The organism is Streptomyces sp. (assembly GCF_036524955.1).
Lineage (GTDB): Bacteria > Actinomycetota > Actinomycetes > Streptomycetales > Streptomycetaceae > Actinacidiphila.
On sequence record NZ_DATDBG010000070.1, the window covers coordinates 1 to 24826 of the forward strand.

The 24826-nt window shown below is 70.9% G+C and carries 20 protein-coding genes, 1 tRNA gene and 1 rRNA gene; 6 read left to right on the top strand and 16 right to left on the bottom strand.

The window, feature by feature from the left end; translation table 11 throughout:
- Positions 1–752: 752 nt before the first annotated feature.
- The 3 genes from VIW71_RS05865 to VIW71_RS05875 form a co-directional block, all read right to left on the bottom strand.
- The gene (locus tag VIW71_RS05865; protein WP_331620900.1) at positions 753–1379 is read right to left on the bottom strand and encodes a hypothetical protein; all 627 of its coding nucleotides are present in this window, start codon (positions 1377–1379) and stop codon (positions 753–755) included.
- A 180-nt stretch (positions 1380–1559) separates the two neighbouring features.
- Entirely contained in the window at positions 1560–2114 is a 555-nt protein-coding gene (locus VIW71_RS05870) for a class IV adenylate cyclase (protein ID WP_331620901.1), read from the bottom strand.
- A 12-nt stretch (positions 2115–2126) separates the two neighbouring features.
- A complete protein-coding gene (locus VIW71_RS05875) occupies positions 2127–2969 on the bottom strand; it encodes a helix-turn-helix domain-containing protein (RefSeq protein WP_331620902.1) in 843 nt (280 codons plus the stop codon).
- 154 nt (positions 2970–3123) lie between these two features.
- Between VIW71_RS05875 and VIW71_RS05880 the strand changes: the two genes are divergently transcribed.
- From VIW71_RS05880 to VIW71_RS05890, 3 genes are read left to right on the top strand one after another with little or no spacing between them, the layout of a single operon-like run.
- Complete coding sequence (locus VIW71_RS05880; protein ID WP_331620921.1) at positions 3124–3495, top strand: hypothetical protein; 372 nt, start codon at positions 3124–3126, stop codon at positions 3493–3495.
- Positions 3492–3758 carry a hypothetical protein gene (locus tag VIW71_RS05885; RefSeq protein WP_331620903.1) on the top strand — a complete coding sequence of 89 codons (267 nt, stop codon included), beginning with the start codon at positions 3492–3494 and terminating at the stop codon, positions 3756–3758. Before VIW71_RS05880 ends, VIW71_RS05885 begins: the two co-directional genes overlap by 4 nt.
- Positions 3755–4138, top strand: a complete 384-nt coding sequence (locus VIW71_RS05890) for a hypothetical protein (protein WP_331620904.1) — start codon at positions 3755–3757, stop codon at positions 4136–4138. Before VIW71_RS05885 ends, VIW71_RS05890 begins: the two co-directional genes overlap by 4 nt.
- Before the next feature lie 69 nt (positions 4139–4207).
- Here VIW71_RS05890 and VIW71_RS05895 read toward each other — a convergent pair whose 3' ends face one another.
- A complete protein-coding gene (locus tag VIW71_RS05895; RefSeq protein WP_331620905.1) occupies positions 4208–4459 on the bottom strand; it encodes a helix-turn-helix domain-containing protein in 252 nt (83 codons plus the stop codon).
- 190 nt (positions 4460–4649) lie between these two features.
- On the opposite strand from VIW71_RS05895, the gene VIW71_RS05900 reads away from it, so the two are divergent.
- A complete protein-coding gene (locus VIW71_RS05900) occupies positions 4650–4856 on the top strand; it encodes a hypothetical protein (RefSeq protein ID WP_331620907.1) in 207 nt (68 codons plus the stop codon).
- A 1-nt stretch (position 4857) separates the two neighbouring features.
- The gene (locus VIW71_RS05905; RefSeq protein WP_331620908.1) at positions 4858–5724 is read left to right on the top strand and encodes a helix-turn-helix domain-containing protein; all 867 of its coding nucleotides are present in this window, start codon (positions 4858–4860) and stop codon (positions 5722–5724) included.
- A 205-nt stretch (positions 5725–5929) separates the two neighbouring features.
- Here the strand turns inward: VIW71_RS05905 and VIW71_RS05910 are convergent, their stop codons facing one another.
- The 9 genes from VIW71_RS05910 to VIW71_RS05950 form a co-directional block, all read right to left on the bottom strand.
- On the bottom strand, positions 5930–6400 hold the full coding sequence (locus VIW71_RS05910) for a Dps family protein (RefSeq protein ID WP_331620909.1): 471 nt from the start codon (positions 6398–6400) through the stop codon (positions 5930–5932).
- A gap of 185 nt (positions 6401–6585) precedes the next feature.
- Positions 6586–6987 carry a helix-turn-helix domain-containing protein gene (locus VIW71_RS05915; RefSeq protein ID WP_331620910.1) on the bottom strand — a complete coding sequence of 134 codons (402 nt, stop codon included), beginning with the start codon at positions 6985–6987 and terminating at the stop codon, positions 6586–6588.
- Between the two features lie 94 nt (positions 6988–7081).
- Positions 7082–7651, bottom strand: coding sequence for a CinA family protein (locus VIW71_RS05920; protein ID WP_331620911.1), 570 nt, complete (start codon positions 7649–7651; stop codon positions 7082–7084).
- Positions 7648–8379, bottom strand: a complete 732-nt coding sequence (gene pgsA, locus VIW71_RS05925; protein ID WP_331620912.1) for a CDP-diacylglycerol--glycerol-3-phosphate 3-phosphatidyltransferase — start codon at positions 8377–8379, stop codon at positions 7648–7650. Before pgsA ends, VIW71_RS05920 begins: the two co-directional genes overlap by 4 nt.
- Positions 8376–9968, bottom strand: coding sequence for a 30S ribosomal protein S12 methylthiotransferase RimO (rimO, locus tag VIW71_RS05930; protein ID WP_331620914.1), 1593 nt, complete (start codon positions 9966–9968; stop codon positions 8376–8378). The genes pgsA and rimO overlap by 4 nt, the downstream gene beginning before the upstream one ends.
- A 166-nt stretch (positions 9969–10134) precedes the next feature.
- On the bottom strand, positions 10135–10938 hold the full coding sequence (locus VIW71_RS05935) for a helix-turn-helix domain-containing protein (protein ID WP_331620922.1): 804 nt from the start codon (positions 10936–10938) through the stop codon (positions 10135–10137).
- A gap of 259 nt (positions 10939–11197) precedes the next feature.
- Positions 11198–13939 carry a DNA translocase FtsK gene (locus VIW71_RS05940; RefSeq protein WP_331620915.1) on the bottom strand — a complete coding sequence of 914 codons (2742 nt, stop codon included), beginning with the start codon at positions 13937–13939 and terminating at the stop codon, positions 11198–11200.
- A gap of 173 nt (positions 13940–14112) precedes the next feature.
- Positions 14113–14799, bottom strand: a complete 687-nt coding sequence (locus tag VIW71_RS05945) for a response regulator (RefSeq protein WP_331620916.1) — start codon at positions 14797–14799, stop codon at positions 14113–14115.
- A 411-nt stretch (positions 14800–15210) separates the two neighbouring features.
- On the bottom strand, positions 15211–20646 hold the full coding sequence (locus tag VIW71_RS05950) for a HAMP domain-containing protein (protein ID WP_331620917.1): 5436 nt from the start codon (positions 20644–20646) through the stop codon (positions 15211–15213).
- Between the two features lie 327 nt (positions 20647–20973).
- Here VIW71_RS05950 and VIW71_RS05955 point away from each other — a divergent pair, with 327 nt between their 5' ends.
- A complete protein-coding gene (locus VIW71_RS05955; RefSeq protein WP_331620919.1) occupies positions 20974–23601 on the top strand; it encodes a SpoIIE family protein phosphatase in 2628 nt (875 codons plus the stop codon).
- Positions 23602–23681: 80 nt separating this feature from the next.
- On the opposite strand, the gene VIW71_RS05960 is transcribed toward VIW71_RS05955, so the two are convergent.
- From VIW71_RS05960 to rrf, 3 genes are all read right to left on the bottom strand, one after another.
- Positions 23682–23754: transfer RNA gene (locus tag VIW71_RS05960), tRNA-Thr, on the bottom strand.
- A gap of 76 nt (positions 23755–23830) precedes the next feature.
- Positions 23831–24559, bottom strand: coding sequence for a DegT/DnrJ/EryC1/StrS family aminotransferase (locus VIW71_RS05965; protein ID WP_331620920.1), 729 nt, complete (start codon positions 24557–24559; stop codon positions 23831–23833).
- 136 nt (positions 24560–24695) lie between these two features.
- Positions 24696–24812 (bottom strand): 5S ribosomal RNA (gene rrf, locus VIW71_RS05970).
- Positions 24813–24826: the final 14 nt, after the last annotated feature.

Consider the following 24826-nt stretch of genomic DNA (forward strand, 5'->3'; position numbering starts at 1 on the left):
CGCGGTGCTCCTGGTCCTGGCGGGCGGGGTAGTGCTGGTCTGGCTGCGCATGGATGCGGCGGACCGTCGCGTCGCTGCCGAGGCCCGGCGAGGCGACCAGTTCGCGGCCGAGGCCGACCTGCGCGGCAGTGCGGTCAGCACACTGGCCGGCGACGTACGCGCCCTGCGCGCCCAGGTCCAGGCCCGCGGCGGGACACCGGTGGCGCCGGACCCTGCGGCCGCCGTACCGGACCTGCCCGCGCGCACGGAGGTACCGGTGCCGATCCCCGGGCCCTCCGGGCCGCCCGGTGTCCCCGGACGGGATGGCCAGCCCGGACCATCCGGAGCGCCCGGAACACCGGGCCCGTCCGGATCACCGGGGGTGGCCGGTGCGGCCGGCCTGGACGGGCAGGATGGTGCACCGGGACGCGATGGCGTGGACGGCAAGGACGGCGCACCGGGGGCACCGGGGAAGGACGGCGCCCAAGGCCCGCAGGGCGAGACGGGCCCGACTGGTCCGCCCGGACCGAACTGCCCGGAGGGGTACAGCCTCCAGCCCGCGCGAGACGATCCGGATGCGCTCGTCTGCCGGCGCGACGGCGCACCATCGCCGACCCCCTCGCCCACACCGTCACCGTCTCCGACGTCATCAGGCCCGCCGGCCGTACTCGACCGGCGCCCGCATGAATGACCGCGCCCCCTGTCCGGCCACGTGCCGGGCAGGGGCGTTTCGTCATGCTCGGCGGCGGCCGGGGGTGCGCACTCGTTTTCGCTCAGGATGCGCGGACAGCCCAGAGGACGGGACCGATGCTGCCCGGGGAGTAAACGACGGCGAGCGGCCTCTGGTTGCCAGGCACCGGGAAGACGATCTTCCCGCGGAGGCAGCGGCCCGGGGTGAGGTCGGTGTCGCCCATCGGGAAGGCCGGCCTGGGGAAGCTGTCGTAGCCGTAGCTAGACGGTTCGATCAGGGAGTCGTCTGCGTAGCTGAGGGCCCAAGGCGTGTTGGTGACGATGATCTTGCCTGTGGTGTCGCAGACCTTGACGTCGACAGCGGCCCAGACGTAGCCCGCAGAGGAGTCACCGAAGGCATCCTGTGGGGTGGGGCCGCTGGTAGCGACGGGCTGCTGGTAGCCGAGGACAGTGGTGTTCCCGGCCACGGCGTAGCTCTGGCCGCTGTCGTCAGTGGCGGTGTCCTTCCAGGTGTACTTCTGGCCGATGCGCAGAGGCGCGTCCCGGGTCGGCGTGGCGCTTGGCGCGGGCTCGGTGGTGACTACGCCGGATGCCGCCGTAGTGCTGGCTGGTGCGTCGCCGGCCTTGTCGTCGCTGTCGCTGGATGAGCAGGCGGTGAGTAAGGCGGCGAGGCTGAGCGCGGCGGCGGCGGTGGTTGCGCGGTGGTGCATGTTCCCCCCTGGGCACGGTGACTGTTCGGAGAGTTTGGCGGGTGGTGGCCGCACAGGTATCCGTTGTGACGGGACCGTGACCACACCTCGCCCCTGCGAAAGCATGGCCAGGTAGCCGCGCATCCGCTGCTTCACGCGCGCGCTTGTCCCGCTCTCTTCCCGGAGAGCGGGGCGCTTTCGTCATGCTCGGCTGGCCGCTACGGCATCCGTGTACTGCTCGGTCGTCAGGTCAGTGTCCTCGATGCCCAGTTCACCCAGGACAGCGCGGATGTCGGCGAGGGCGGCCTGCAGGTCGCCGGGCTCGGCCTGCGTCTCCAGCTCGATGAAGTGGCCGTCGATCTCCGGTACCCGCACCAGCGTCGCGAGCATCCGCCGGCCGCGCGCCTCCAGGTCGTAGTTCCGGCAGCGCTTCTCGAAGGCGATGAAGGGCACGTAGCCGAGTCCGCGCAGCATGGCATGGAGGGCCGCCGGGTCCGCCACGGCGGTCTCGTGCTCCGGTTTCGAGCCGGACGCTTCGTCAACTCGGGCGCCCTTGTAGGTCAGGATCGAGCGGGTGCTGTCCGGGCCGTGGATGGTCCGGACCCGCAGTTCGCGGTCGCTGCCGCTGATGGCCGTGTCCGGGGTGTCGTAGTACGTGTCCCGGTAGACTTCGGCCCGGCCCACGGCCCGCTTCTCCAGCTCGGCGTGGACGCGCTCGGGGTGCCGTACTCGTGCCTTCAGCTCTGCCTCGATCAAAATGCCTCTCCCTCAGATGCTGCGCTCGCCGTCCGTGATGAGTGCGTCGAACATGCGGCGGAACCCGCGGTACAGCGGGCCGTGCGGTGTCGCCATGATCTTGTACACGGCGGACTCGTGTCCCTCCCAGCCGGCGTCGAACGCGCTGACGTACATGGTGCTGTCGCACCGGATGATCCGCCATGTCGGGAGGGCACGGTAGCGGTGCACCTCCAGCCGCCGGCCCGGGGCGATCTCCCGCAGCCTCGCCTCGGCCAGCCGTACGCCGCCGGCCAGGGACTCGGCGGACTCCCCAATCTCCGCCGCGCGGGCGCCCAGGGCGGGCGCGTCCGGGTGCAACAGCAGCACGCGAACCCGGGGGCCCTGCGGGCCGGTCAGGGACCCGCGCAGCAGCGCATCGTTCAGCGCGATCAGACCGAGACCGCGGACGGCCAGGACGTCAATCTCGGCCGCCTCCGCAGCCTGCCGCTGGATCTCCTCGGCCGCGGACGCCTGCGAGGCATAGACCCGGACGACCTCGGGAAACGCAGCGAGATCGAACGCTGCGCCGCCTCGGCGCGCGTCCCGGCTGGGAGCCAGGCCGAGCAGGTGCCGGGCGTCGTCGGGCATGGCCAGGCCGTCCGCGATCCGCTCGTACACGTCCAGCCGGGACACTTCGCGGCGGCCGTTGATGACCTCGTTCACGCGCCCCTGCGTCATGTCCACCGCCGCGGCGATCCGGGCCTGACTGACGCCGCCGTACTGCTGGACGTAGCGGAGGACCGCCCCCATGTCGCGGGTGCGCAGGGCCTCGCGGACCTCGGCGCGCTGCCACGCCCACTCGGGCAGCTCGATGGCGGCGGCCCCCAGGGTCATGTCTGCTCCTGTCGGTTCATCGCGGGATCGCAATCCATCCCACCGTGAGATTACCGCTCGGGTATCGAGACGACACGCACCGTCACAAGATCATGCGTAAGTGACCAGGACACCGACATCACTTGAGTGGCTCCCTGCAGGGCGCATCGTGGCCATGCGCGCCGCCGGCCACTGGTGGGACGCCGTACGCGTACCGCGACACATTGGCGAGAGCGTCCTCACCGCGCTCGGCGACGCCTCCGGGGCGGTGATAGAGGACACCAGCGGCGCCCTCCTGTACTGGCTGGTGGAGCCCGGGGCGGCTTCCGACTGGGCGTTCCCCGCGTTCTCCGGCGTGCAGATCCACGGCACCGCCGCGCACCTGGCTGTGCCCGGCCCGCAGCGCACTGCGGGCCCGCACTGGCGCATCCCGCCGACCCCGCGCCGCTGCCTGACTCCTGCGGTCGACCTGGGTGAGACTCTGCGGGCCGCGGTTGACGCCGTGCTCGGGCCACGCGACGGAGCCGTTCTCGGGGAGTCGCGGTGATTCGTGCTGTATTGCGGTTCGCCACCTGGACGATCGGCCCGGACACCGCCGAGGGCGCGCCGACCGATCCGCTCTACGAGATGGAGTGCACGACCTGCGGTGTGCGGTCCCCGGCCAGCGAGACGTCGGACGACGTCCAGGACTGGGCGCTCGGCCACTCCGGGCGCAACCTTACGCACACGGGATACCGCGGGATCGGCACGAGCTTCTGGCGGACGTCCATGGTGGACGACGGCCCCCGTCTGCCGGGCCAGGCATCATGACCGGCGCGGCAGACGGCCGGCCGCCGGTGTGCGGCGCGCGGGCGTACCTGCCGGAGGCGCTGGTCCCGCTTGCCCTACGCCTGGAGACTCGGGCCGACCGGGCGACCGAGAGGGATGTCGAGCGGCACCTGCGGTGCACCCTGGAGTCGCACGAGGCGGGCCCTCACTGGGAGCTGGTCATGGACCTGGATGGCCCGGACACCGGCTCGGTGTGGACGTACTGGGCGGACGGCAGCGCCCCCGAGTCGGTGGTCGTCCTTCCTGACTGTCCCGGCGCCGACGGCCAGCCCTGCACCGAGTACGCCCGGCACCCCGGCGGCCACTCCCCCGAGCTGCACGACCCGTGGAGCGACTGGCACGAACGCCTCGTCTCCGGATAGCCGGGCCGCCGGCGGCCCCCATCCCGCCGCTACCGGTGGTGGTGGGGTGGCCCTGGCTGCCGCAGCTAGCTACTGCGGCGGCCGGGGCGTGTAGACGAGCTGGTCGATGGGGACGTCGAGGCCGTGGGCGAGCTGGAGCAAGACGTCCAGGCCGACGCTCCTGGTGGCGTGCTCGGCTCGCATCACCGTCTTGCGGTCGAGGCCGCTGGCCTCGGCGAGGCCGTCCACAGTCATACCGCGGCCGATGCGCAGGGTGGCGATGTGGTGGCCGATCTGGCGTCGGCGGTTGAGTACCCAGTCGGGCCGGCGGATGGGCGGCACCTGCCCACGCTGTGGGCTGGACCGATCTTGCGTCAGTACCAGATGTGGGACTATCCGCCCGAGAGTGGGGGTAAAAGGCGGGCACCATTGCCCCTCGGTTCCCATAGCCTGACGTTGCGTGATGCATGATGCGTACGCGCGCACTCTGATGCACGCATCACCAGCCATCACGCATCACACGGAGGACCACATGCTGCTTCAGTTAGCCGGCTGCGAGGACGGCGGATGCCCGGGGATCTGGATGGACGGCGACCAGGTACTCACTCAAGGCAGGGCCGTGACTGATCCAGAAATCCTTGCTCGGACCAATCCGGCCGCTGGGGAAACGCTCGTGACGCTGCCCAAGCAGCTGCTTGGACAGGCCCTCGCCAGCGTCATGATGAGGGCGCTCGCCTGACATGGTTGATCCGCCCGACACCTATCAGCAGGCCCGGCTCAGCGCCCTCGGTCTGCGGCTGCGTCAGATACGTGAACAGGCCGGCGTGTCTGCGCGTTCTATCGCAGCCCGGGCGGATATCAATCAATCGACGCTGAGCCGGATAGAGACCGGCAAAATCCGCCCGTCGGTCGATGTGCTCGACCGGATCATCGCCGTTATGGGAATAGAGACGGCGGCCGAGGAACTGCACGACCTGCTCGGCGTACTCCATACCGAGGCCGAGCACCTGCGGCGGTACGCCCGTAAAGGGTTCGGGGCGCTGCAGAACCAGATAGGTGCTCTCGAGCGCCGCACGCGCCTCGTGCGGGCATTCCAGCCCAGTCTGGTGCCAGGGCTCCTCCAGACGGCGGAGTACGCCGCACAGGCCCTCAGCCACGTCTACTACGTCACCAGCACCGATCTCGCGCAGGCGGCACATGGCCGCATCGAGCGGCAGTCAATCCTGCACGAGCCTGGCCGAGAATTCCGGTACGTAATCACCGAGAGCGCGCTGCTGTACTGGGTGTGCCCGGCCCGGGTGATGCTCGCCCAGGTCGACCGGCTCCGGGAATTGGCCACCCTGCCGACTGTGCGCCTGGGCATCCTGCCGCAGGACCGGCCGATGCCGAACTTCCCGCAGCACGGGTTCACCCTGTACGACGACGAGCGGGTGCAGATCGAGCTGCACACGAGCCACGTGAAGCTCACAGCACCGGCGGACGTCTCCGTGTACGCGGCGACCTACGCGGAGTACGAGCGGGCCGCCGTACACGGCGAGGAGGCGGAAACGGTACTCCGGCGGGTGATGCAGGAGTACCGGCGCCGCGCAGATATGCGTGATGCCTGACACCGGCGGCCCTCGCCGCGCATAGGCGTCACTTTGCGTGATCACCCGAAAGAGGCCCCCGGAGTGCTCCCGGGGGCCCTTCCCGTGCGTTCTATATGCGTCACGCGTGCGTCACACGTGCGTCACGCGGTCCGACACGACCGACACCACCGACAACAGCGACACAAGAACGCGCAGGTCAGACGGCATGCACGTCGCTGACCTGCTACGCGTTCTCGGCCTCGAACATCCAGTGATGCTTCTCCAGATCCCCCGTGATGCCGATCAGCAGATCCTGGGTGACCGGGTCGGGTTCGTCGGTGGCTGCGATGCGTGCCCGCATCCGCCCGATGACCTTGTCCAAGGCTGCGACCATGATCTCGACGACCTCGGAGTCCTTGACCCAGCCGTCGGTCACCGTGCCGACGACGCTGGTCCTGGCAACGGTTTCGGCCCGCCCGTCCGGGGGCACCGACAGCGCGGATGCGCGCTCGGCGACCGTGTCGGAGGCGAGTCGGGCGCATTTCACCACCTCGTCCAACTGGAGGTGGATGGAGCGGAAACGAGGTCCGACGACGTTCCAGTGCACCTGCTTGCCGAGCAGCGACAGGTCGATCAGGTCGACCAGCGCGCCCTGCAGCGCGTCACCGACGGTCTTGCTGGCCTGCTCGGGCAGTGGGCTCTTCACGACACTCATCGCTTGTCTCCTACCGGCTCGACGCCTTGAAGGTCTGTTTGGCCCCCGTTGACCTCCTTCGCCTACCCGGCCCGGGCGCCCTACACCTGGCAGGCCCAGCCGGAGAAAAACGTCGCGGCGGCCCGCACCCGGGAGGGTTCCCGGTCCGGGCCGCCGCGCAGGACGACTGGGGGCGCTGCGACCGGTCAGGCCGCGACGACGTCGACGGCCTCGGCCGACTTCTTGGGCGCCTTGATGGTGATCCGCTCGTCCGGTGCGGACGCCACGGACGTGACGGATGTGACAGACGTGACCGCGCCCAGCAGGGGCCGCATCGGCGCGGCAGTGGTCTCGGTCGCTGCCGACTGTGCGAGCTCGGCGAGCGACAGATCGTCGCTGACCTCGCGCATCACCTCGGACATCGGGACGTCCAGCGCTTCGCAGATCGCCGACAGCAGCTCGGAGGAAGCCTCCTTCTGCCCCCGTTCGACCTCCGAGAGATACCCGAGCGAGACCCGGGCGGACGAGGAGACCTCACGCAGGGTGCGGCCCTGGCGCTGGCGCTGCCGACGCAGCACGTCACCAAGCAGGCGACGGAGCAGGATCATCGGTGGCTCCCTCCTCGGACCGCGAAACCGCATCCTTCTCGCCCCACCGTACCGCCTCGGGCACCGGCCGTGTCGGGAGCGAAGACGTGTTCACTCAGGGCTGCAAACATCCCTTCCCCCCGTGTTCTTCCCTATCCTTCACCTCCGGACTCCTGTCAAGACCGTTGTCCGGAGGTGTTCCCGGACCCGCAACCGTACTCCTGCGCAGTCGCTCCGCGAGCAGATCCAGTACAGCCGCCACCGAAGCGCGGCGGATCTCGTTGCGGTCACCGGTCAGCCGCAGCGGCGCGACCACAGCCCCGTCCGGGCCCGCGACGGCCACGAACACCGTGCCGACCGGCTGCCCGTCCTGCGGATCGGGCCCGGCGACGCCGGTGGTCGACGCGCCCCAGTCCGCGCCGAGGCGGGCCCGTACGCCCTCGGCCATCTCGCGCGCCACCCGGCCGTCCACCGCGCCGCGCTCGGCCAGCAGGGCGGCGTCCACCCCGAGAAGCTCATGTTTCAGGGCCGTCGCGTACGCGGTCACCGAGCCGCGGAAGGTACGGGAGGCGCCGGGCACCGAGGCGAGCTCCGCGGCCACCAGCCCGCCGGTGAGGGATTCGGCGACGGCCAGCGTACCGCCGCGCTCGCCCAGCAGCTTCAGAACGTCGGCGGCGGCCGTCATGCGCCCTGCTGCCGGTCCGCGGCGGGCTCCCCGGCTCCCGCGCCCGCCCCGGCCACCGCCTGCGCAGCACCGTCCTGGTCGCCGGGGACACCACCGGGCTCCCGGCCGTCCGCCTCCGCCGCCAGTCCGGTGCGCCGCAGCACCACCGCCTGCCGTACGTAGTCGAAGCCGGTCACCACCGTCAGGATGACCGCGAGTCCCATGAACCAGGCCCGCGACGTCGCCAGCGGCCCGGTGAGCACCAGGATGTACATCCCCACCGCCACGCCCTGCGTGAGCGTCTTCAGCTTGCCGCCACGGCTGGCCGGGATCACTCCGTGCCGGATCACCCAGAACCGCAGCAGCGTGATGCCCAGCTCCCGGGCCAGGATGACGGCCGTCACCCACCACGGCAGATCGCCCAGCGCCGACAGCCCGATCAGCGCCGCACCCATGATCGCCTTGTCCGCGATCGGGTCGGCGATCTTGCCGAAGTCGGTGACGAGACCGTAGCGGCGGGCCAGTTCGCCGTCGAAGAGATCGGTGATCATGGCGATGGCGAAGGCCGCCCACGCGAAGGACCGCCAGGCGGGGTCGTGGCCGTCGCCGTGCGCGAGCAGCAGCACGAATCCGGGAACCAGCGCCAGGCGGACCATCGTCAGCAGATTCGCGACGTTCAGCAGCCGGGCCTTGGGGGCCGCCACTTCGCCCAGGCGGTCGGTCGGCGGTGTGGCGGGGGCTTCGCTCATCTGCCCACCACCTCCGCCCCCGCCCCGCTGGGAACCGCGCCGTCGTACCCGCCCGGAACCGCATCGTCCGCACCGCCGATCCCCAGCGGCTCCGCGATCAGGTCCACCCCCTCCGTCCCGGTGACCTTCGCCGTGACGAACGTCCCCGGACGCGGCTGCCACCCGTCGCCGGCCGGCTCCAGGACGACCTGGCCGTCGGTCTCCGGCGCCTGGTGGTCGGCCCGCCCGGTGACCTCGCCGGTCTCCTCGTCCACCGACTCGACCAGGACCCGTACGGTCGCGCCCAGGCGCTCCCCGGCACGCTGCGCGGTCAGCTCCTCCGCGAGCCGCGAGACCCGGGCGAGCCGTGCGGCCACCACGTCCTCGTCGAGCTTGCCGTCGTACGTGGCCGCCTCCGTGCCCTCCTCGTCGGAGTAGCCGAACACGCCGATCGCGTCCAGCCGGGCCGCGCCGAGGAACCGCTCCAGCTCCTCAAGGTCGCCCTCGCTCTCACCGGGGAAGCCGACGATGAAGTTGGACCGCACGCCCGCCTCGGGCGCCTTCGCGCGGATCGCGTCCAGCAGGTCCAGGAAGCGGTCGGTGTCGCCGAAGCGGCGCATCGCGCGCAGCACGCCCGGCGCGGAGTGCTGGAAGGACAGGTCGAAGTACGGGACCACGCCCGGCGTCGAGGTCAGCACGTCGATCAGGCCGGGGCGCATCTCGGCGGGCTGGAGGTAGCTGACCCGCACCCGCTCGATGCCGTCCACCGCCGCGAGCTCGGGCAGCAGCGTCTCCAGCAGGCGGATGTCGCCGAGGTCCTTGCCGTAGGAGGTGTTGTTCTCGCTGACCAGCATCACCTCCTTGACGCCCTGCTCGGCCAGCCAGCGGGTCTCGCCGAGTACGTCGGAGGGGCGGCGGGAGATGAACGAACCGCGGAAGGACGGGATCGCGCAGAACGTGCAGCGGCGGTCGCAGCCGGAGGCGAGCTTCACCGAGGCCACCGGGCCGGAGTCCAGCCGGCGCCGCAGCGGGGCCCGCGGCCCGGACGCGGGGGCGATGCCCTCCGGGAGGTCCGCGAAGCCGTCCTGCGCCGGACCCGTCGGCGAAACGCCGGCCGCACCGCCTTCCCGCGCACCGCCCGCCTGCGCGTGCCCCGGTAGCGCCACCTCCGCCCCCTGCCGCTCAGCCGGGCTGATCGGGAGCAGCTTGCGCCGGTCACGCGGGGTGTGGGAGGCGTGGACGCCGCCGGCCAGGATGGTCCGCAGGCGGTCGGAGATGTCCGCGTAGTCGTCGAAGCCGAGGACTCCGTCGGCTTCCGGGAGGGCTTCGGCGAGTTCCTTCCCGTACCGTTCGGCCATGCAGCCGACCGCCACCACGGCCTGCGTTCGGCCCTGGCTCTTGAGGTCGTTGGCCTCCAGGAGGGCGTCCACCGAGTCCTTCTTGGCGGCGTCCACGAAGCCGCAGGTGTTCACCACCGCCACATCGGCATCGGCGGCATCGTCCACGAGCCGCCAGCCGTCCGCCGCCAGCCGGCCGGCGAGTTCCTCTGAGTCCACCTCATTGCGGGCGCAGCCGAGCGTGACAAGGGCGACGGTACGGGGTTCTGGCATGAGCCAAGCCTACCGGTTGCCCTTTCGCCGCCCTCGCCGAGCGTTGCGCCCGGGGGCCGTCCGGCCACCGGGCGATGCCGGGTCTGCTCAGGCTCTCCGCGGCGAAAGGCGGGAGACAGGGGCAGGCGAGGGCAGCGGGCAACGAGGGAGGACGGCGGAGACCGGCTCAGCCCTGTGCCGGGTCTCCCGGCGTGTAGGTCAGCCGGACGACCTGGCCGTCCGTGCCGGCCGCGCCCAGGTCCTTGCCGTTGACGAAGAGCCTGACGGCGCCCGCGTTGCCCACGACCAGCTTGATCTTCTTGTCGTCGGACCAGGTCAGGGACTGGCCCTTGCGCAGGGAGTCCTGGAAGAGCTGCTTTCCGTTGCCGTCGGTGGCCTGGATCCAGCTCGTGCCGCCCTCGGCGCTGACCTTCACGGTGACCTTGCCGGGCGGGACCGCGGCGATGGCGCTGTCGGACGGCTGCGGCGGCTTGGGGAGGCCGTTGCCCTGCGGCGTCGGGGTGGGCGAGGAGGTCGTGGCGGTCGGCGTGGGACTGCCCTTGGCGGTGGACTTGTCGCTGTCTCCGCCGCTGAGGACGGTGAACCCGACAAAGCCGATCACCGCGACGATCGCCGCGACCATGGCGGCGGTCCAGTTGGGCCGTCGCGGTTCCGGCCGGATCCGCTCCGCCTCGTACATCGGCGCCACCGGCGTGGGTGTGACCGCCGTGCCGTGCTCGGCCACGAACTGCTCGACCAGCGGCTCGGGGTCGAGTCCCACGGCGCGGGCGATGGCGCGGATGTGGCCGCGCGCGTAGACATCGCCACCGCATCGGGAGAAGTCGTCGTGTTCGATCGACTGCACGATGGGGACGCGCACCCGGGTGCTGCTACTGACCTCGTCGACGGTGAGGCCCGCGGCGAGGCGGGCCTGAGCGAGGGCGCGACCGATCGAAGGCCGGTCTTCGGGGGGCGAGTTGCCGATGGACACAAGGGCGCCTTTCGAGGGTGCAGCCACCTGCTGGAAGTTCAGTCTAGGGGGGGTGCGAAACGGCGGGGCAAGCGGACGGCCGGTTTTGTCCGCCATCAGGATGCCGACGGACGCGTACGGCGGCAGCCAGGCTCAGCCGCCTTCCACCCGTATCAACTTGACGTACGAACGAGAGAAACGGTTGCCCCGGAACGTGCCCCGAGTCACGCGAGTTCACACGTCGCGGACGGACGCGGCACGCCTTCTCGCCACACCCCGGCTACGCCTGCTCCCCGCCCCGGATCACCGCGAGGACCCCGTCCAGCTCGTCCGCCTTCACCAGCACGTCCCGGGCCTTGGAACCCTCGCTCGGGCCCACGATGCCGCGCGACTCCATCAGGTCCATCAGCCGGCCCGCCTTGGCGAAGCCCACCCGCAGCTTGCGCTGGAGCATCGAGGTGGAGCCGAACTGGGTGGAGACCACCAGTTCGGCCGCCTGGCACAGCAGGTCCAGGTCGTCGCCGATCTCCTCGTCGATCTCCTTCCTGGGGCCGCTGCCGACCGTGACGTCGCTGCGGTAGGTGGGCGTGAGCTGCGCCTTGCAGTGCTCGACGACCCTGGCGACCTCGTCCTCGGTGACGAAGGCGCCCTGCATGCGGATCGGCTTGTTCGCGCCCATCGGCAGGAACAGTCCGTCACCTTTTCCGATCAGCTTCTCGGCGCCCGGCTGGTCGAGGATGACCCGGCTGTCGGCGAGCGAGGAGGTGGCGAAGGCGAGCCGGGACGGAACATTGGCCTTGATCAGACCGGTGACGACGTCGACGCTGGGGCGCTGGGTGGCCAGCACCAGATGGATGCCGGCGGCGCGGGCGAGCTGCGTGATACGGACGATCGAGTCCTCCACGTCGCGCGGCGCGACCATCATCAGGTCGGCCAGCTCGTCCACGATGACCAGCAGATACGGATACGGCGTCAGCTCGCGCTCACTGCCCTCGGGGGTCCTGGCCCGCCCCGAGCGCACCGCGGCGTTGAAGTCGTCGATGTGCCGGAACCCGAACGCGGCCAGGTCGTCGTAGCGCAGGTCCATCTCGCGTACCACCCACTGGAGGGCTTCGGCGGCGCGCTTGGGGTTGGTGATGATCGGGGTGATGAGGTGCGGGATGCCCTCGTACGCGGTCAGTTCGACGCGCTTGGGGTCGACCAGCACCATGCGCACCTCGTCCGGGGTGGCGCGGGCCATCACCGAGGTGATCAGGCAGTTGATGCAGGAGGACTTGCCGGAGCCGGTGGCGCCCGCCACCAGAACGTGCGGCATCTTGGCGAGGTTGGCCATCACGTAGCCGCCCTCGACGTCCTTGCCGAGCGCGACCGTCATGGGGTGGTCCTCGCCGGCGGCCTCGGCGGAGCGCAGGACATCGCCCAGGTTGACCATCTCGCGGTCGCTGTTGGGGATCTCGATGCCGACCGCAGACTTGCCCGGGATCGGACTGATGATCCGGATGTCGGGGCTGGCGACCGAGTAGGCGATGTTCTTCGCGAGCGCGGTGATCCGCTCGACCTTGACCGCGGCACCGAGCTCGACCTCGTAGCGGGTGACGGTCGGGCCGCGGGTGAAGCCGGTGACGACCGCGTCGACCTTGAACTCCTTGAAGACCTGGGTGAGCGAGGCGACGACTGCGTCGTTGGCGGCGCTGCGGGTACGGCCCGGCCCGCCGCGCTCCAGCAGGTCGAGGGAGGGCAGGGCATAGGTGATGTCGCCGGAGAGCTGGAGCTGCTCGGCGCGCGGCGGCAGCGGCTCGCCGGCGTCCGGCGTGTGCTTGGTGAGGTCGGGCACCGACGTCTCGCCGGTGTCGGTCTCCTCGGCGCGGGCGGCGGGCACCGGCTTCTTGATCCGGCTGGTCAGGTCGGCGACCACCGGGGACGGCTGGACACCGTGCAGCACCGCGCCGTCCAGCGCGGCGGCAGCGGCGGCGGCGATGTCCACCGCGTCGGGCCCGTCCCCGTCCGTTCCGCCGGGCAGCGGTTCGGCGCGCCGCCGGGGTCTGCGGCGCGGCTTGGGCTCCGCGGCGGGCCCGGCGTCCGGGCGGCCGGCGTCCGGGTCACTCTCGAAGTCGTACGGTGCACGGTCCGCGGCGGCCGCGGCCGGTTTGGTGAGCCGCGGAACCCTGCGCACCGGCGACTGGTCTGCGGTCCGGGCGTCGGGGAAGGACTCGTCCTCGGTGAGGAAGTCCTCCAGCGGTACGGCGTCGGGGTCCGGCGGCGGCGCGTACAGCCCGATTTTCGCGCCGGCGTGGCGCAGCCGCTGCGGGATGGCGTTGACCGGGGTGGCGGTGACGACCAGCAGCCCGAAGACAGTGAAGAGCAGCAGCAGCGGCACGGCCAGGGCCGAGCCGACGGTGACGAGGAGCGGCGCGGCGGCGGACCAGCCGATCAGGCCGCCGGCGTCGCGCATGGCCTGGGCACCCTCGCCGCGGCTGGGCGCACCGCACGCCAGGTGGACCAGGCCGAGCGCGCCGATGATCAACGCGGACAGGCCGATCACGATCCGGCCGTTGGCCTCCAGCTGCTCGGGGTGGCGCATCAGCCGGACGGCCACCGCGCCGACCAGGAAGGGCACCAGCAGGTCGAGGCGGCCGAAGGCGCCGGTGACCAGCATCGCCACCAGGTCGCCGACCGGGCCGTGCAGATTGGACCAGGTGCCCGCGGCGACCACCAGGGTCAGGCCGAGCAGCAGCAGGGCCAGGCCGTCCTTGCGGTGCGCAGGGTCGAGACCCCGGGCTCCGCGTCCTATGCCGCGGAAGATCGCCCCGATGGCGTGCGCGACACCGAGCCACAGGGCCCGCACCATCCGGTAGAGGCCACCGGTCGGCGAAGGGGCGGCCTTGGGCGCGGGTTTGGCCGCCGCGGCCTTCTTGGCAGGCGGTCCGGCGGCGCCCTTGGCCGCGGGTTTCTTCGCGGCGGTCTTCTTGGCCGCAGGCTTCGCCGGGGCTTTCTTGGCGGTGCCGGACGTACGGGAGGCCATGGTGCGAGGTTACCGCCCTCGTGATCGGGGGACGCGTGTGCCTGTGGATACGGCCGTCCGTGTCGGCCCGTGCGGATTGCCCGACTGACGGCGCGTCAGCCGCAGCGGGAGGCCGCGGCCGGCCCTGACCGTGCCCGTTACCGTCCCCGCACGGCCGGCTCAATCCGCCGGTCTCACTCGGGTTTCTGGTGCCTGGCCACGCCGCCGCCGTTGCTGCCGGGCTCCAGCGCGTCCAGCGCCCGCCGTAGTCCGGTGAGTTTGCGCTCCAGGTGGGCGGCGGTGGCGACGGCCGCGGCGTCCGCGGACTCGTCGAGCTGCTTGCTGAGCGCCTCGGCCTGCTCCTCGACGGCGGCCAGCCGCGCGGAGAGTTCGGCCAGCAGCCCCGCGGCCTCCCGGCTGCCGTTGGACCCGCGGGACGGCAGTCCCTGCTCCAACTGGAGCCGCAGCAGCGCGGCCTGCTCGCGCAACTGGCAGTTCTTCATGTAGAGGTCCACGAAGACCGAGACCTTGGCGCGCAGGACCCACGGGTCGAAGGGCTTGGAGATGTAGTCGACGGCGCCGGCCGCGTACCCGCGGAAGGTGTGGTGGGGGCCGTGGTTGATCGCGGTGAGGAAGATGATCGGGATGTCCCGGGTGCGCTCCCGGCGCTTGATGTGCGCCGCGGTCTCGAAACCGTCCATACCGGGCATCTGCACGTCGAGCAGAATCACCGCGAAGTCGTCGGTGAGCAGCGCTTTGAGCGCTTCCTCCCCGGACGATGCCCGCACCAGTGTCTGATCGAGCGCCGAGAGGATCGCCTCCAGCGCCAGCAGATTCTCCGGCCGGTCATCGACCAGGAGGATCTTGGCCTTCTGCACCATGGCCCGCCCTCCTCGCCCCGGCACTGTGCCGGTCGCCGCCCCCTGGGACGACTCCGTCATGCCGCCCGCCCTTGTGCCGGTCATGGTAGCCGCACCCCGCCGTTCGCCACACCCTGTCACCGCCAGGTCACTCAACACGAACCGGAAACGCAGGCGGAGACCAGAAAGTTCCCTGATTCCGGCGCCCTCACACCTTTCCGGGCGCATGAGGTCGGCGCTCGGCTCTTCCGGGCCGGGGGCCGACCGCGCCTTCCCGGCCGTCATGCGCTCGTCCCCGTACATCATGGGCCATCAAGCGGTCGTTCAGGACCCTTGCGTGCTCATTCATAGCCAATACGCGGTCCTTCGCGCCCCGTGTGCGGTCGTCCGTGCACAGCACACGGTCGTCCGTGTTCAGCGGGCATGCATCGTTCAGCGCGCATGCATCCACTGTTCCATGAGCGTGAGCAGGTGGTCCGTGTCCACCGGCTTGGTCACGTAGTCGGACGCCCCCGACTCGATGCTCTTCTCCCGGTCGCCCTTCATCGCCTTCGCGGTGAGCGCGATGATCGGCAGCCCGGCGAACTGCGGCATCTTGCGGATCGCCGACGTCGTGGCGTACCCGTCCATCTCGGGCATCATGATGTCCATCAGCACCACGGCGATGTCGTCGTGCTGCTCCAGGACCTCGATGCCCTCGCGGCCGTTCTCCGCGTACAGCACGGTCAGCCCGTGCTGCTCCAGGACGCTGGTGAGCGCGAAGACGTTACGGATGTCGTCGTCGACGATCAGCACCTTCTCGCCGCTGAACCCGCCGGAGAAGCCGGCGTACGCCCCCGCCTGCGACTCGTCCAGCCACGCTTCGGGGGCCGTGCCGTGCGGGCCGAGCCCATGGGCGTGACCGTTCGCGGTCCCGTTGGCCTGGCCGTTCGCCGCCGGGGGCGCCGGCGTGGGCTGGGCCGAGCGGCGGCGCAGCCGGGCCAGGCTGCTGCCGGGGCTGCGGGTACGGCCCGGCATGGCCTGCTCGCTCTCACCACCGTGCCCGCCGGCCGGGAACTGCGGCAGCGTCGGCGGCACCTCCCCGACACTCAGCGGCAGGTACAGCGTGAACGTCGAGCCGCGACCCGGCTGGCTGTCGGCGTGGATCTCGCCGCCGAGCAGCCGGGCGATCTCGCGGCTGATCGACAGGCCCAGGCCCGTACCGCCGTACTTGCGGCTGGTCGTCCCGTCGGCCTGCTTGAACGCCTCGAAGATCACCCGCATCTTGCTGGCCGCGATACCGATCCCCGTATCTGTCACGGAGAACGCGATCAGCGCCTGGTCCATCTCCCGCAGCGTGCCCGCCTCCAGCAACTGCTCGCGGATCGACTGCGGCACCTCGTTGCCGGCCGGCCGGATCACCAGCTCCACCGAGCCGCTGTCGGTGAACTTCACCGCGTTCGACAGCAGGTTGCGCAGCACCTGGAGCAGCCGCTGCTCGTCGGTGTGCAGCGTGACCGGCAGCTCCGGCGAGACCCGCACCGAGAAGTCCAGGCCCTTCTCCGCGGTGAGCGGCCGGAAGGTCGCCTCCACGTAGTCCACCAACTGCACCAGGGCGATCCGGGTCGGCGAGACGTCCATCTTGCCGGCCTCGACCTTGGACAGGTCCAGGATGTCGTTGATCAGCTGGAGCAGGTCGGAGCCGGCGCCGTGGATGGTCTCGGCGAACTCCACCTGCTTCGGCGACAGGTTGCTGTCGGCGTTGTCCGCGAGCAGCTTGGCCAGGATGAGCAGCGAGTTGAGCGGGGTGCGCAGCTCGTGCGACATGTTGGCCAGGAACTCGGACTTGTAGCGCATCGAGACCGCGAGCTGTTCGGCGCGCTCCTCCAGGACCTGCCGGGCCTCCTCGATCTCGGTGTTCTTCACCTCGATGTCGCGGTTCTGCCGGGCCAGCAACTCGGCCTTGTCCTCCAGTTCGGCGTTGGACAGCTCAAGGGCCCGCTGCCGGCTCTCCAACTCCGCCGACCGGTCCTGGAGTTGGTCGGTCAGCTCCTGGGACTGCTTGAGCAGGCCCTCGGTCTTGGTGTTCACCGAGATGGTGTTGACGCTGATCGCGATGATGTCGGTGATCTGGGCCAGGAAGTCCTTCTGGATCTGGGTGAACGGCTGGAACGCGGCCAGTTCGATCACGCCCAGCACCCGGCCCTCGAAGAGCACCGGGAGCACGATCACATGCGACGGCGGTGCCTCCCCGAGCCCCGAGGTGATCTTCAGATAGCCCGGCGGCGCGTGCTCGACCAGGATGGACCGCTTCTCCACCGCGGCCTGCCCGATCAGTCCCTCCCCGGGCAGGAACACCGTGGACATGGTCCGCCTGGAGAAGCCGTAGCTGCCGATCAGCCGCAGCTCGTAGTCCTCTCCGGCCTCGTCGGTCTCCTCGGCCAGGAAGAACGCGCCGTGCTGCGCGGAGACCACCGGCGTCAGCTCGCTCATGATCAGCGCGGCCACGTCACTGAGGTCCCGGCGGCCCTGCATCAGCCCGGAGATACGGGCCAGGTTGCCCTTGAGCCAGTCCTGCTCCTTGTTGGCGAGCGTGGTCTCGCGGAGCCGGACGATCATCGTGTTGATGTAGTCCTGGAGCTCCAGGATCTCCCCGGCCGCGTCCACGTCGATCCGCAGGTTGAGGTCGCCGCGGGTCACCGCGGTGGCGACCTGCGCGATGTTGCGGACCTGGCTGGTCAGGTTGTTGGCCATCAGGTTCACGGACTCGGTGAGGTCCTTCCAGATGCCGGACACGCCCGGCACCCGGGCCTGACCGCCGAGCCGGCCCTCCGTGCCCACCTCGCGGGCCACCCGGGTCACCTCGTCACCGAAGGCGGAGAGCTGCCCGACCATGGTGTTGATGGTGGTCTTGAGCTCCAGGATCTCGCCGCGCGCGTCCACGTCGATCTTCTTGGACAGGTCGCCGCGGGCGACCGCCGTGGTGACCTGCGCGATCTGCCGCACCTGGCCGGTGAGGTTGGAGGCCATGCCGTTCACCGACTCGGTGAGGTCCTTCCAGGTGCCCGAGACGCCCGGCACGCGGGCCTGGCCGCCGAGGATGCCCTCGGTGCCGACCTCGCGGGCGACGCGGGTGACCTCGTCACCGAACGCGGACAGGGTGTCGACCATCGTGTTGATGGTGTTCTTCAGCTCCAGGATCTCGCCCCTGGCATCCACGTCGATCTTCTTGGTGAGGTCACCGTTGGCGACGGCCGCGGCCACCGAGGAGATCGACCGCACCTGGCTGGTCAGGTTGTTGGCCATCAGGTTGACGTTGTCGGTGAGGTCCTTCCAGATGCCCGACGCGTCCCGGACCCGGGCCTGACCGCCGAGCTGGCCCTCGGTGCCCACCTCGCGGGCCACCCGGGTCACCTCGTCACCGAAGGCCGACAGCGTGTCCACCATGGTGTTCACCGTGGTCACCAGCGCCAGGATCTCGCCCTTGGCGTCGACGGTGATCTTCCGCGACAGATCGCCCTGGGCGACCGCGCTGGTGACGTCGGCGATGTTGCGGACCTGGCTGGTCAGGTTGTTGGCCATGAAGTTGACGGACTGGGTGAGGTCCTTCCAGGTACCGCTGACGCCCTTGACCTCGGCCTGCCCGCCGAGGATGCCCTCGGTGCCCACCTCGCGGGCCACCCTGGTGACCTGCTCGGCGAAGGACGAGAGCTGGTCCACCATCGTGTTCAGGGTGTTCTTCAGTTCGAGGATCTCGCCGCGCGCGTCCACGTCGATCTTCTGCGACAGGTCGCCGCGCGCCACAGCCGTGGCAACCTGGGCGATGTTACGGACCTGGCCGGTCAGGTTCCCGGCCATGTAGTTCACCGAGTCGGTCAGATCACGCCACACACCTGCCACACCCGGAACCTGCGCCTGGCCGCCGAGCCTGCCGTCCGTACCCACCTCGCGGGCCACCCGGGTCACCTGCTCGGCGAAGGACGAGAGCTGGTCCACCATCGTGTTGATGGTGTTCTTCAGCTCCAGGATCTCGCCGCGCGCGTCCACGTCGATCTTCTGCGACAGGTCGCCGCGGGCGACCGCCGTGGTGACCTGCGCGATCTGCCGGACCTGGGAGGTCAGGTTGCCGGCCATGAAGTTGACCGAGTCGGTCAGGTCCTTCCAGGTGCCGCTGACGCCGTCCACCCGCGCCTGACCGCCGAGCCGGCCCTCCGTACCCACGTCCGTGGCCATCCGCGTCACCTGCGCGGAGAACGAGCCGAGCTGGTCCACCATGCGGTTCACGGTGTTCTTCAGTTCCAGCATCTCGCCGGAGACGTCCACCGTGACCTTCTGCGACAGATCGCCGTTGGCGACCGCCGTGGTCACCTGCGCGATGTTGCGGACCTGGCCGGTGAGGTTGCGGAAGGCGGTGTTCACGGAGTCCGTGAGGTCCTTCCAGGTGCCCGCCGCGCCCATCACCTGCGCCTGCCCGCCGAGGATGCCCTCGACGCCGACCTCGCGGGCCACCCGGGTCACCTCGGCACCGAACGCCGAGAGCTGGTCGACCATGGTGTTCACGGTGTTCTTCAGCTCCAGCATCTCGCCGGAGACGTCCACCGTGACCTTCTGCGACAGATCGCCGCCCGCGACAGCCGTGGTCACCTGCGCGATGTCGCGGACCTGGGCGGTCAGGTTGCGGAAGGCGGTGTTGACCGAGTCGGTCAGGTCCTTCCAGGTGCCCGCGGCACCCGGCACCTGCGCCTGCCCGCCGAGCTGGCCCTCCGCGCCGATCTCGCCCGCGACCCGGGTCACCTCGTCGGCGAAGGTCCGCAGCGTCTCGGTCATCGCGTTGATCGTCTCGGCGAGCTGCGCGACCTCGCCGCGCGCCCCGATGGTGATCTTCTGCGTCAGGTCGCCGTTGGCGACCGCGGTGGTGACCTGCGCGATGTCCCGTACCTGCGCGGTCAGGTTCCCGGCCATCAGGTTGACCGAGTCGGTGAGGTCCTTCCACACCCCGGCCACGCCGGGCACCTGCGCCTGGCCGCCGAGTACGCCCTCGGTGCCGACCTCCCGGGCGACCCGGGTCACCTCGGAGGAGAACGAGGAGAGCTGGTCCACCATCGCGTTGACGGTGTTCTTCAGCTCCAGCATCTCACCGGCGACATGCACGGTGACCTTGCGTGACAGGTCACCCTTGAGCACCGCCTGCGTCACCAGCGCGATATCCCTGACCTGCGCGGTCAGCCGGTACGCCATGGTGTTCACCGAGTCCGTCAGGTCCTTCCAGGACCCGGCCATCCCGCGCACCCTCGCCTGGCCGCCGAGCTTGCCCTCGGTGCCGACCTCGCTGGCCACCCGGGTCACCTCGTCGGTGAACGCGGAGAGCTGGTCGACGAGCCCGTTGACCGTACGGCCCACCTTGAGGAACTCGCCGCGCAGCGGGTGCGCGGAGCCGTCCGCGTTCTGCGCCCGCAGGTCCATCCGCTGTTCCAGGTCGCCCTCGGCCACCGCGGACAGCACCCGGCCGACCTCGGACACCGGGCGGACCAGATCGTCGACCAGCGCGTTCGACGCCTCGATCGCCGCCGCCCAGGCGCCCTCGCAGGACCCGGTCTCCAACCGCTCGGTGAGCTTGCCCTCCCGGCCGACCACCCGCCGCACCCTGGCCAGCTCCCCCGTGAGGTGCTGGTTGCGGTCGGCCACCTCGTTGAAGACGGCGGCCACCTCCGCCATCACACCGTCTCCGGACGCCGTCAGCCGTTTGCGGAAGTTCCCGTCCCTCATCGCGGCCAGCGCCCCCACCAGTTTCAGGAGCGCGGCCGAATCGACCTCTACGGTCCCGCCGACGCGGGATCGCCCGTTCTTCGTACGCGTGACCGTGCCGCGCGCCGATCCGCCAGACTCCACCGTGTCCCTCCTGGGGGGTCGTGCCGACCCGCAGATGTGCAAGATTGCTGCCCTAGCAAACATGCCCAGTGTTTCACCATGCCCCCGCCCGGCCATAACAGTTCGGCAGCATCGGACAGGACCCGAGGCATGTTCGGGGTGGAAACACCCGCAACCGGCCCACGCGCCGCCTGCAGAGGTAAGTAACCTGACTGTGTTGTCGGGGTGCCCGCCCCTCGACGGGCGTACACCTCTGGGGAGCCGCCGGTGAGTTCGCAACAGCGCGGCGGCGGTACGACGACGGACGCCGCCGGCGCACCCGTACGGAAACGAGCAACGAGGAGACCGGTGATCACGGCGCGTGCGGCGGCCACCTTCGAACCGGTCGGGCGGTCGGTAGCCGTCGCCCGCGCCTTCGTCCGGGACACCCTGCACGGCTGGGGCTTCGCCGATGTCGTGGACGACGCGGTGGTACTCACCAGCGAGTTGGTCACCAACGCGGTGATCCACGCCGGTACCGCCGCCGACGTCCAGTGCCTGCGGTACGAGACGGCGGTACGCGTCGAGGTCGCCGACCACTACCCCGAGCGCGAGATCCCGCTCCAGGGCCGCGGCCGGCAGTTCCGGGACACCGACAACGAGGGCGGGCGCGGACTGCTGCTGTGCGCCGCGCTGGCCAGCCGGTGGGGCGTGGAGTACACGGCGGCGGGCAAGCACGTCTGGTTCCAGCTCGACCTGCCGGAACGGCCCGCGGGCACCCGCTCGGCCGGTCCGGTGCTGCCCGACGCCGACCTTCCGGTCGCCGACGAGCGGGTCAGGGTCGCCGTCGTCCAGGTGGACCGCCAGGGCACCGTCACGCGCTGGAACGACGACGCCGCCGACCTCTTCGGCCACCCCGCCGCCGCCGTCCTCGGCAAGTCCCTCGCCGACCTCACCGCCTGGCCGCAGACCCCCGGCACCGGCATCGGCATCGCCGAGGCCCTCCAGCTCTCCCGCTGGGAGGGCACCTACGGCCTGCGTGACGCCGACGGCCGCGTGCTGCCGGTCTACGGCTCCCACCTGCGGGTCCGCGACAGTGCCGGCGAGCCCTCCACGGTCTGCCTGCTGGTGCGCGCCGAGGAGCGCGCCGTCCTCCAGTCCCCGGCCCGCGGCCCGGCCAGCTCCGACACCGGCCTGTCCCAGCGCGGCAAGAGCGCCGACGCCTTCGAGGTCTTCATCGGCTCCCCCGCACCCGACGACCTCGACGGCCTGCTCCAGCGCACCGTGGAGCGCGCCCGCGACATGCTCGACGGCGACGCCGCCTACCTGCTGCTGGCCACCGACGACGAGACCGAGCTCGAGGTACGGGCCTCCACCGGACTGCCTTCGGCCCGGCAGCGGTTCGCCCGCGTCCCGGTCGAGGCCGGCACCGGCCGGTACGGCAGTGCCCGCATGCCCGCCGTCCACGAGGACCTGACCGCGGTACCCGGCGCCGTACCGCTGCTCTCCGGCACCGGCATGCGCTCGGTGGTGACCGTGCCGCTCAAGGTCGAGGGCCGCCTCACCGGCTCCATCGGCGTGGCCGCCGAGGCACCCGGGCGCTACTCGAACCAGGAGGCGCTGCGGCTGCAGTTCGCCGCCGACCGGATCGCGCTCGCGGTGGAGAGCGCCCGCCTGACCGAGCTCGAACGGCTCCGCCGCGGCTCCCTGTCCTTTCTCGTCGAGGCCTCGGACCTGCTGGCCGGCACCCTGGAACGCGACCAGACGCTCGCGCTGATGGCCCAGATGACCGTGCCGACCCTGGCAACCTGGTGCGCGGTCTACCTGATCGCCGAGCATGCTGAACCCGAACTCGCCTTCGTGCTGCACGAGGACGAGGACCGCATCGACGGCATCAAGGCGCTGCTCTCCCAACTCCGGCCCCCGGAACCGGACCCGACGCCGGGCGCCCGCACCTGGACCGCCCCTTCGGACGCTGCCCATTCCAGCGCGCTGCGCGCCTCGCTGCGCAGCCTCGGCGTGGGCTCCGTCGCCGGCGGCCGCCCCAGCAGCGGTCCCGGTATCGCCCTGGCGACGGCCGCCGCGGTCAGTGGTGAGACGGTCGTGCTGCCGCTGGTCGCCCGCAACCGGGTCATCGGCATGCTCACCCTCGGCAAACCCGCGGACGAACGTTTCCGCCAGGAGATCCTGGAACTCGCCGAGGACCTGTCCCGCCGGGCCGCCCTCGCCCTGGACAACGCCCGCCTCTACAGCGAGCGCACCGCCATCAGCCAGGCCCTCCAGCGCAGCCTGCTGCCCCCCGAACTGCCGCGTGTCCCCGGCGTCGAGGTGGAGGTCGTCTACCGCGCGGCCGGCGAGGGCAACGAGGTCGGCGGCGACTTCTACGACCTCTTCCCGATCCGCGACGGCTGCTGGGGTTTCGCCATCGGCGACGTCTGCGGTACGGGCCCGGAGGCCGCCGCCGTCACCGGCCTGGCCCGCCACGCCCTGCGCCTGCTCGCCCGTGAGGGCTTCGGCGGCCCCGCCGTGCTGGAACGCCTCAACGCCGCCATCCTCGACGAGGGCGCCCGCAGCCGCTTCCTCACCCTGCTCTACGGCGAGTTGTGGCCGCAGCAGGACGGCAGCGCGGTGCTGCGCATGGTCTGCGCCGGCCACCCGCTGCCGCTGCGCCTGCACCCCGACGGCACCGTCGAGCCGGCCGCCGACCCGCAGCCCCTGCTCGGCGTCCTGGACGACCTGGAACTGGTCGAACAGACCGTCACCCTCGACCCGGGCGACGTCCTGCTGTGCGTCACGGACGGCGTGACCGAACGCCGCGAGGGCTCCCGCATGCTGGGCGACGACGGCCTGGCGGAAGTTTTCGCCACGTGTACGGGCCTTACGGCCGGCGCGGTCGCGGCCCGCATCCAGCGCGCGGTGGAACGGTTCGCGTCCGACGCGCCCTCGGACGACATGGCGATCCTGGCGATGCGGGTGCCTTCGGTGCCGACGCTGTAGGGACTCCCGCCTTCGCGCACAGGGCACATGACCGCACACGGAAAAGGCCCCCGCCGGCAGACGGGGGCCCTTTTCATCGGAGCCCCAATACGGAATCGAACCGTAGACCTTCTCCTTACCATGGAGACGCTCTACCGACTGAGCTATTGGGGCACGTCGACGGGAAGATCCTAGCCCATGAACAGAAGTGCGGCGAACCTCCGTCCGACACGACCGGCCACCGCGGGCGTCAGCCTCTGATCAGCCCGCCGAGCGCGTTGCAGGCGTCGGCGACATACGTCAACTCCCGCTGGGTCAGCCCGGAGTGCACCGGCAGCGACAGCGCGTCCGCGGCCACCAGCTCGGTCTGCGGCAGCACGATCCCCGACCGGTGCGCGGGCATCCGGTGCACGGGGACGGGCACGCTCACGGTGGCCCGCACGCCTCGCTTGGCCAGCGCCGCGGCGAAGGCGTCCCGGTCCGGCCGGCCGTTCCCCGGTACGCGTACGACGTACTGGTGGTAGAGGTGGTGCGCCCCCGGCGCGGTGTACGGCACGAGGACCCCGGTCAACGCCGAGTCCAGGAACCGCGCGTGCGCCCGCCGGCGGGCGACGGCCCCCACGTCCTCGGTCGACCCGGCCTCCTCCACGAGGGCCAGCGCGTACCGATCCGCCAGCGCGCTCAGCCGCGCCACAGGAGCGGGGTGCCCGAATACGTTCACCGGCAGGATCGCAGCCGTCCGCGCCGTCACGCTGGCGGCCACCGATTCGGGGTCGAGGCAGAACGTGCGCGGGTCGATGTCCGCGAACACCGGTGCGGCACCGGCCAGCCGTACGGCGTCGGCGGTCGTACCGGACCCGAAGGACGGCACGACGACCTCGTCTCCGGTCCCTATTCCCAGCGTGGCCAGGGCGTCCCGCAGTGCGGCGGCCGTCGTGTCCGAAGCGATCCTGTGCCGCCGTCCCACAGCCGCCGTCATCTGCTGCACCTCTCCACACCTCCGCGTGTCGGTGCAGCCCAGGTTCCCCGCACGATGTGAACGCCGGGTGACGGGCAGCAAAAATGCCTCAACCCCCGAGACAAAGTCTCGGGGGTTGAGGCATTCATCAATATTTGTTCGGCGGTGTCCTACTCTCCCACAGGGTCCCCCCTGCAGTACCATCGGCGCTGAAAGGCTTAGCTTCCGGGTTCGGAATGTAACCGGGCGTTTCCCTAACGCTATGACCACCGAAACACCATGAAACAC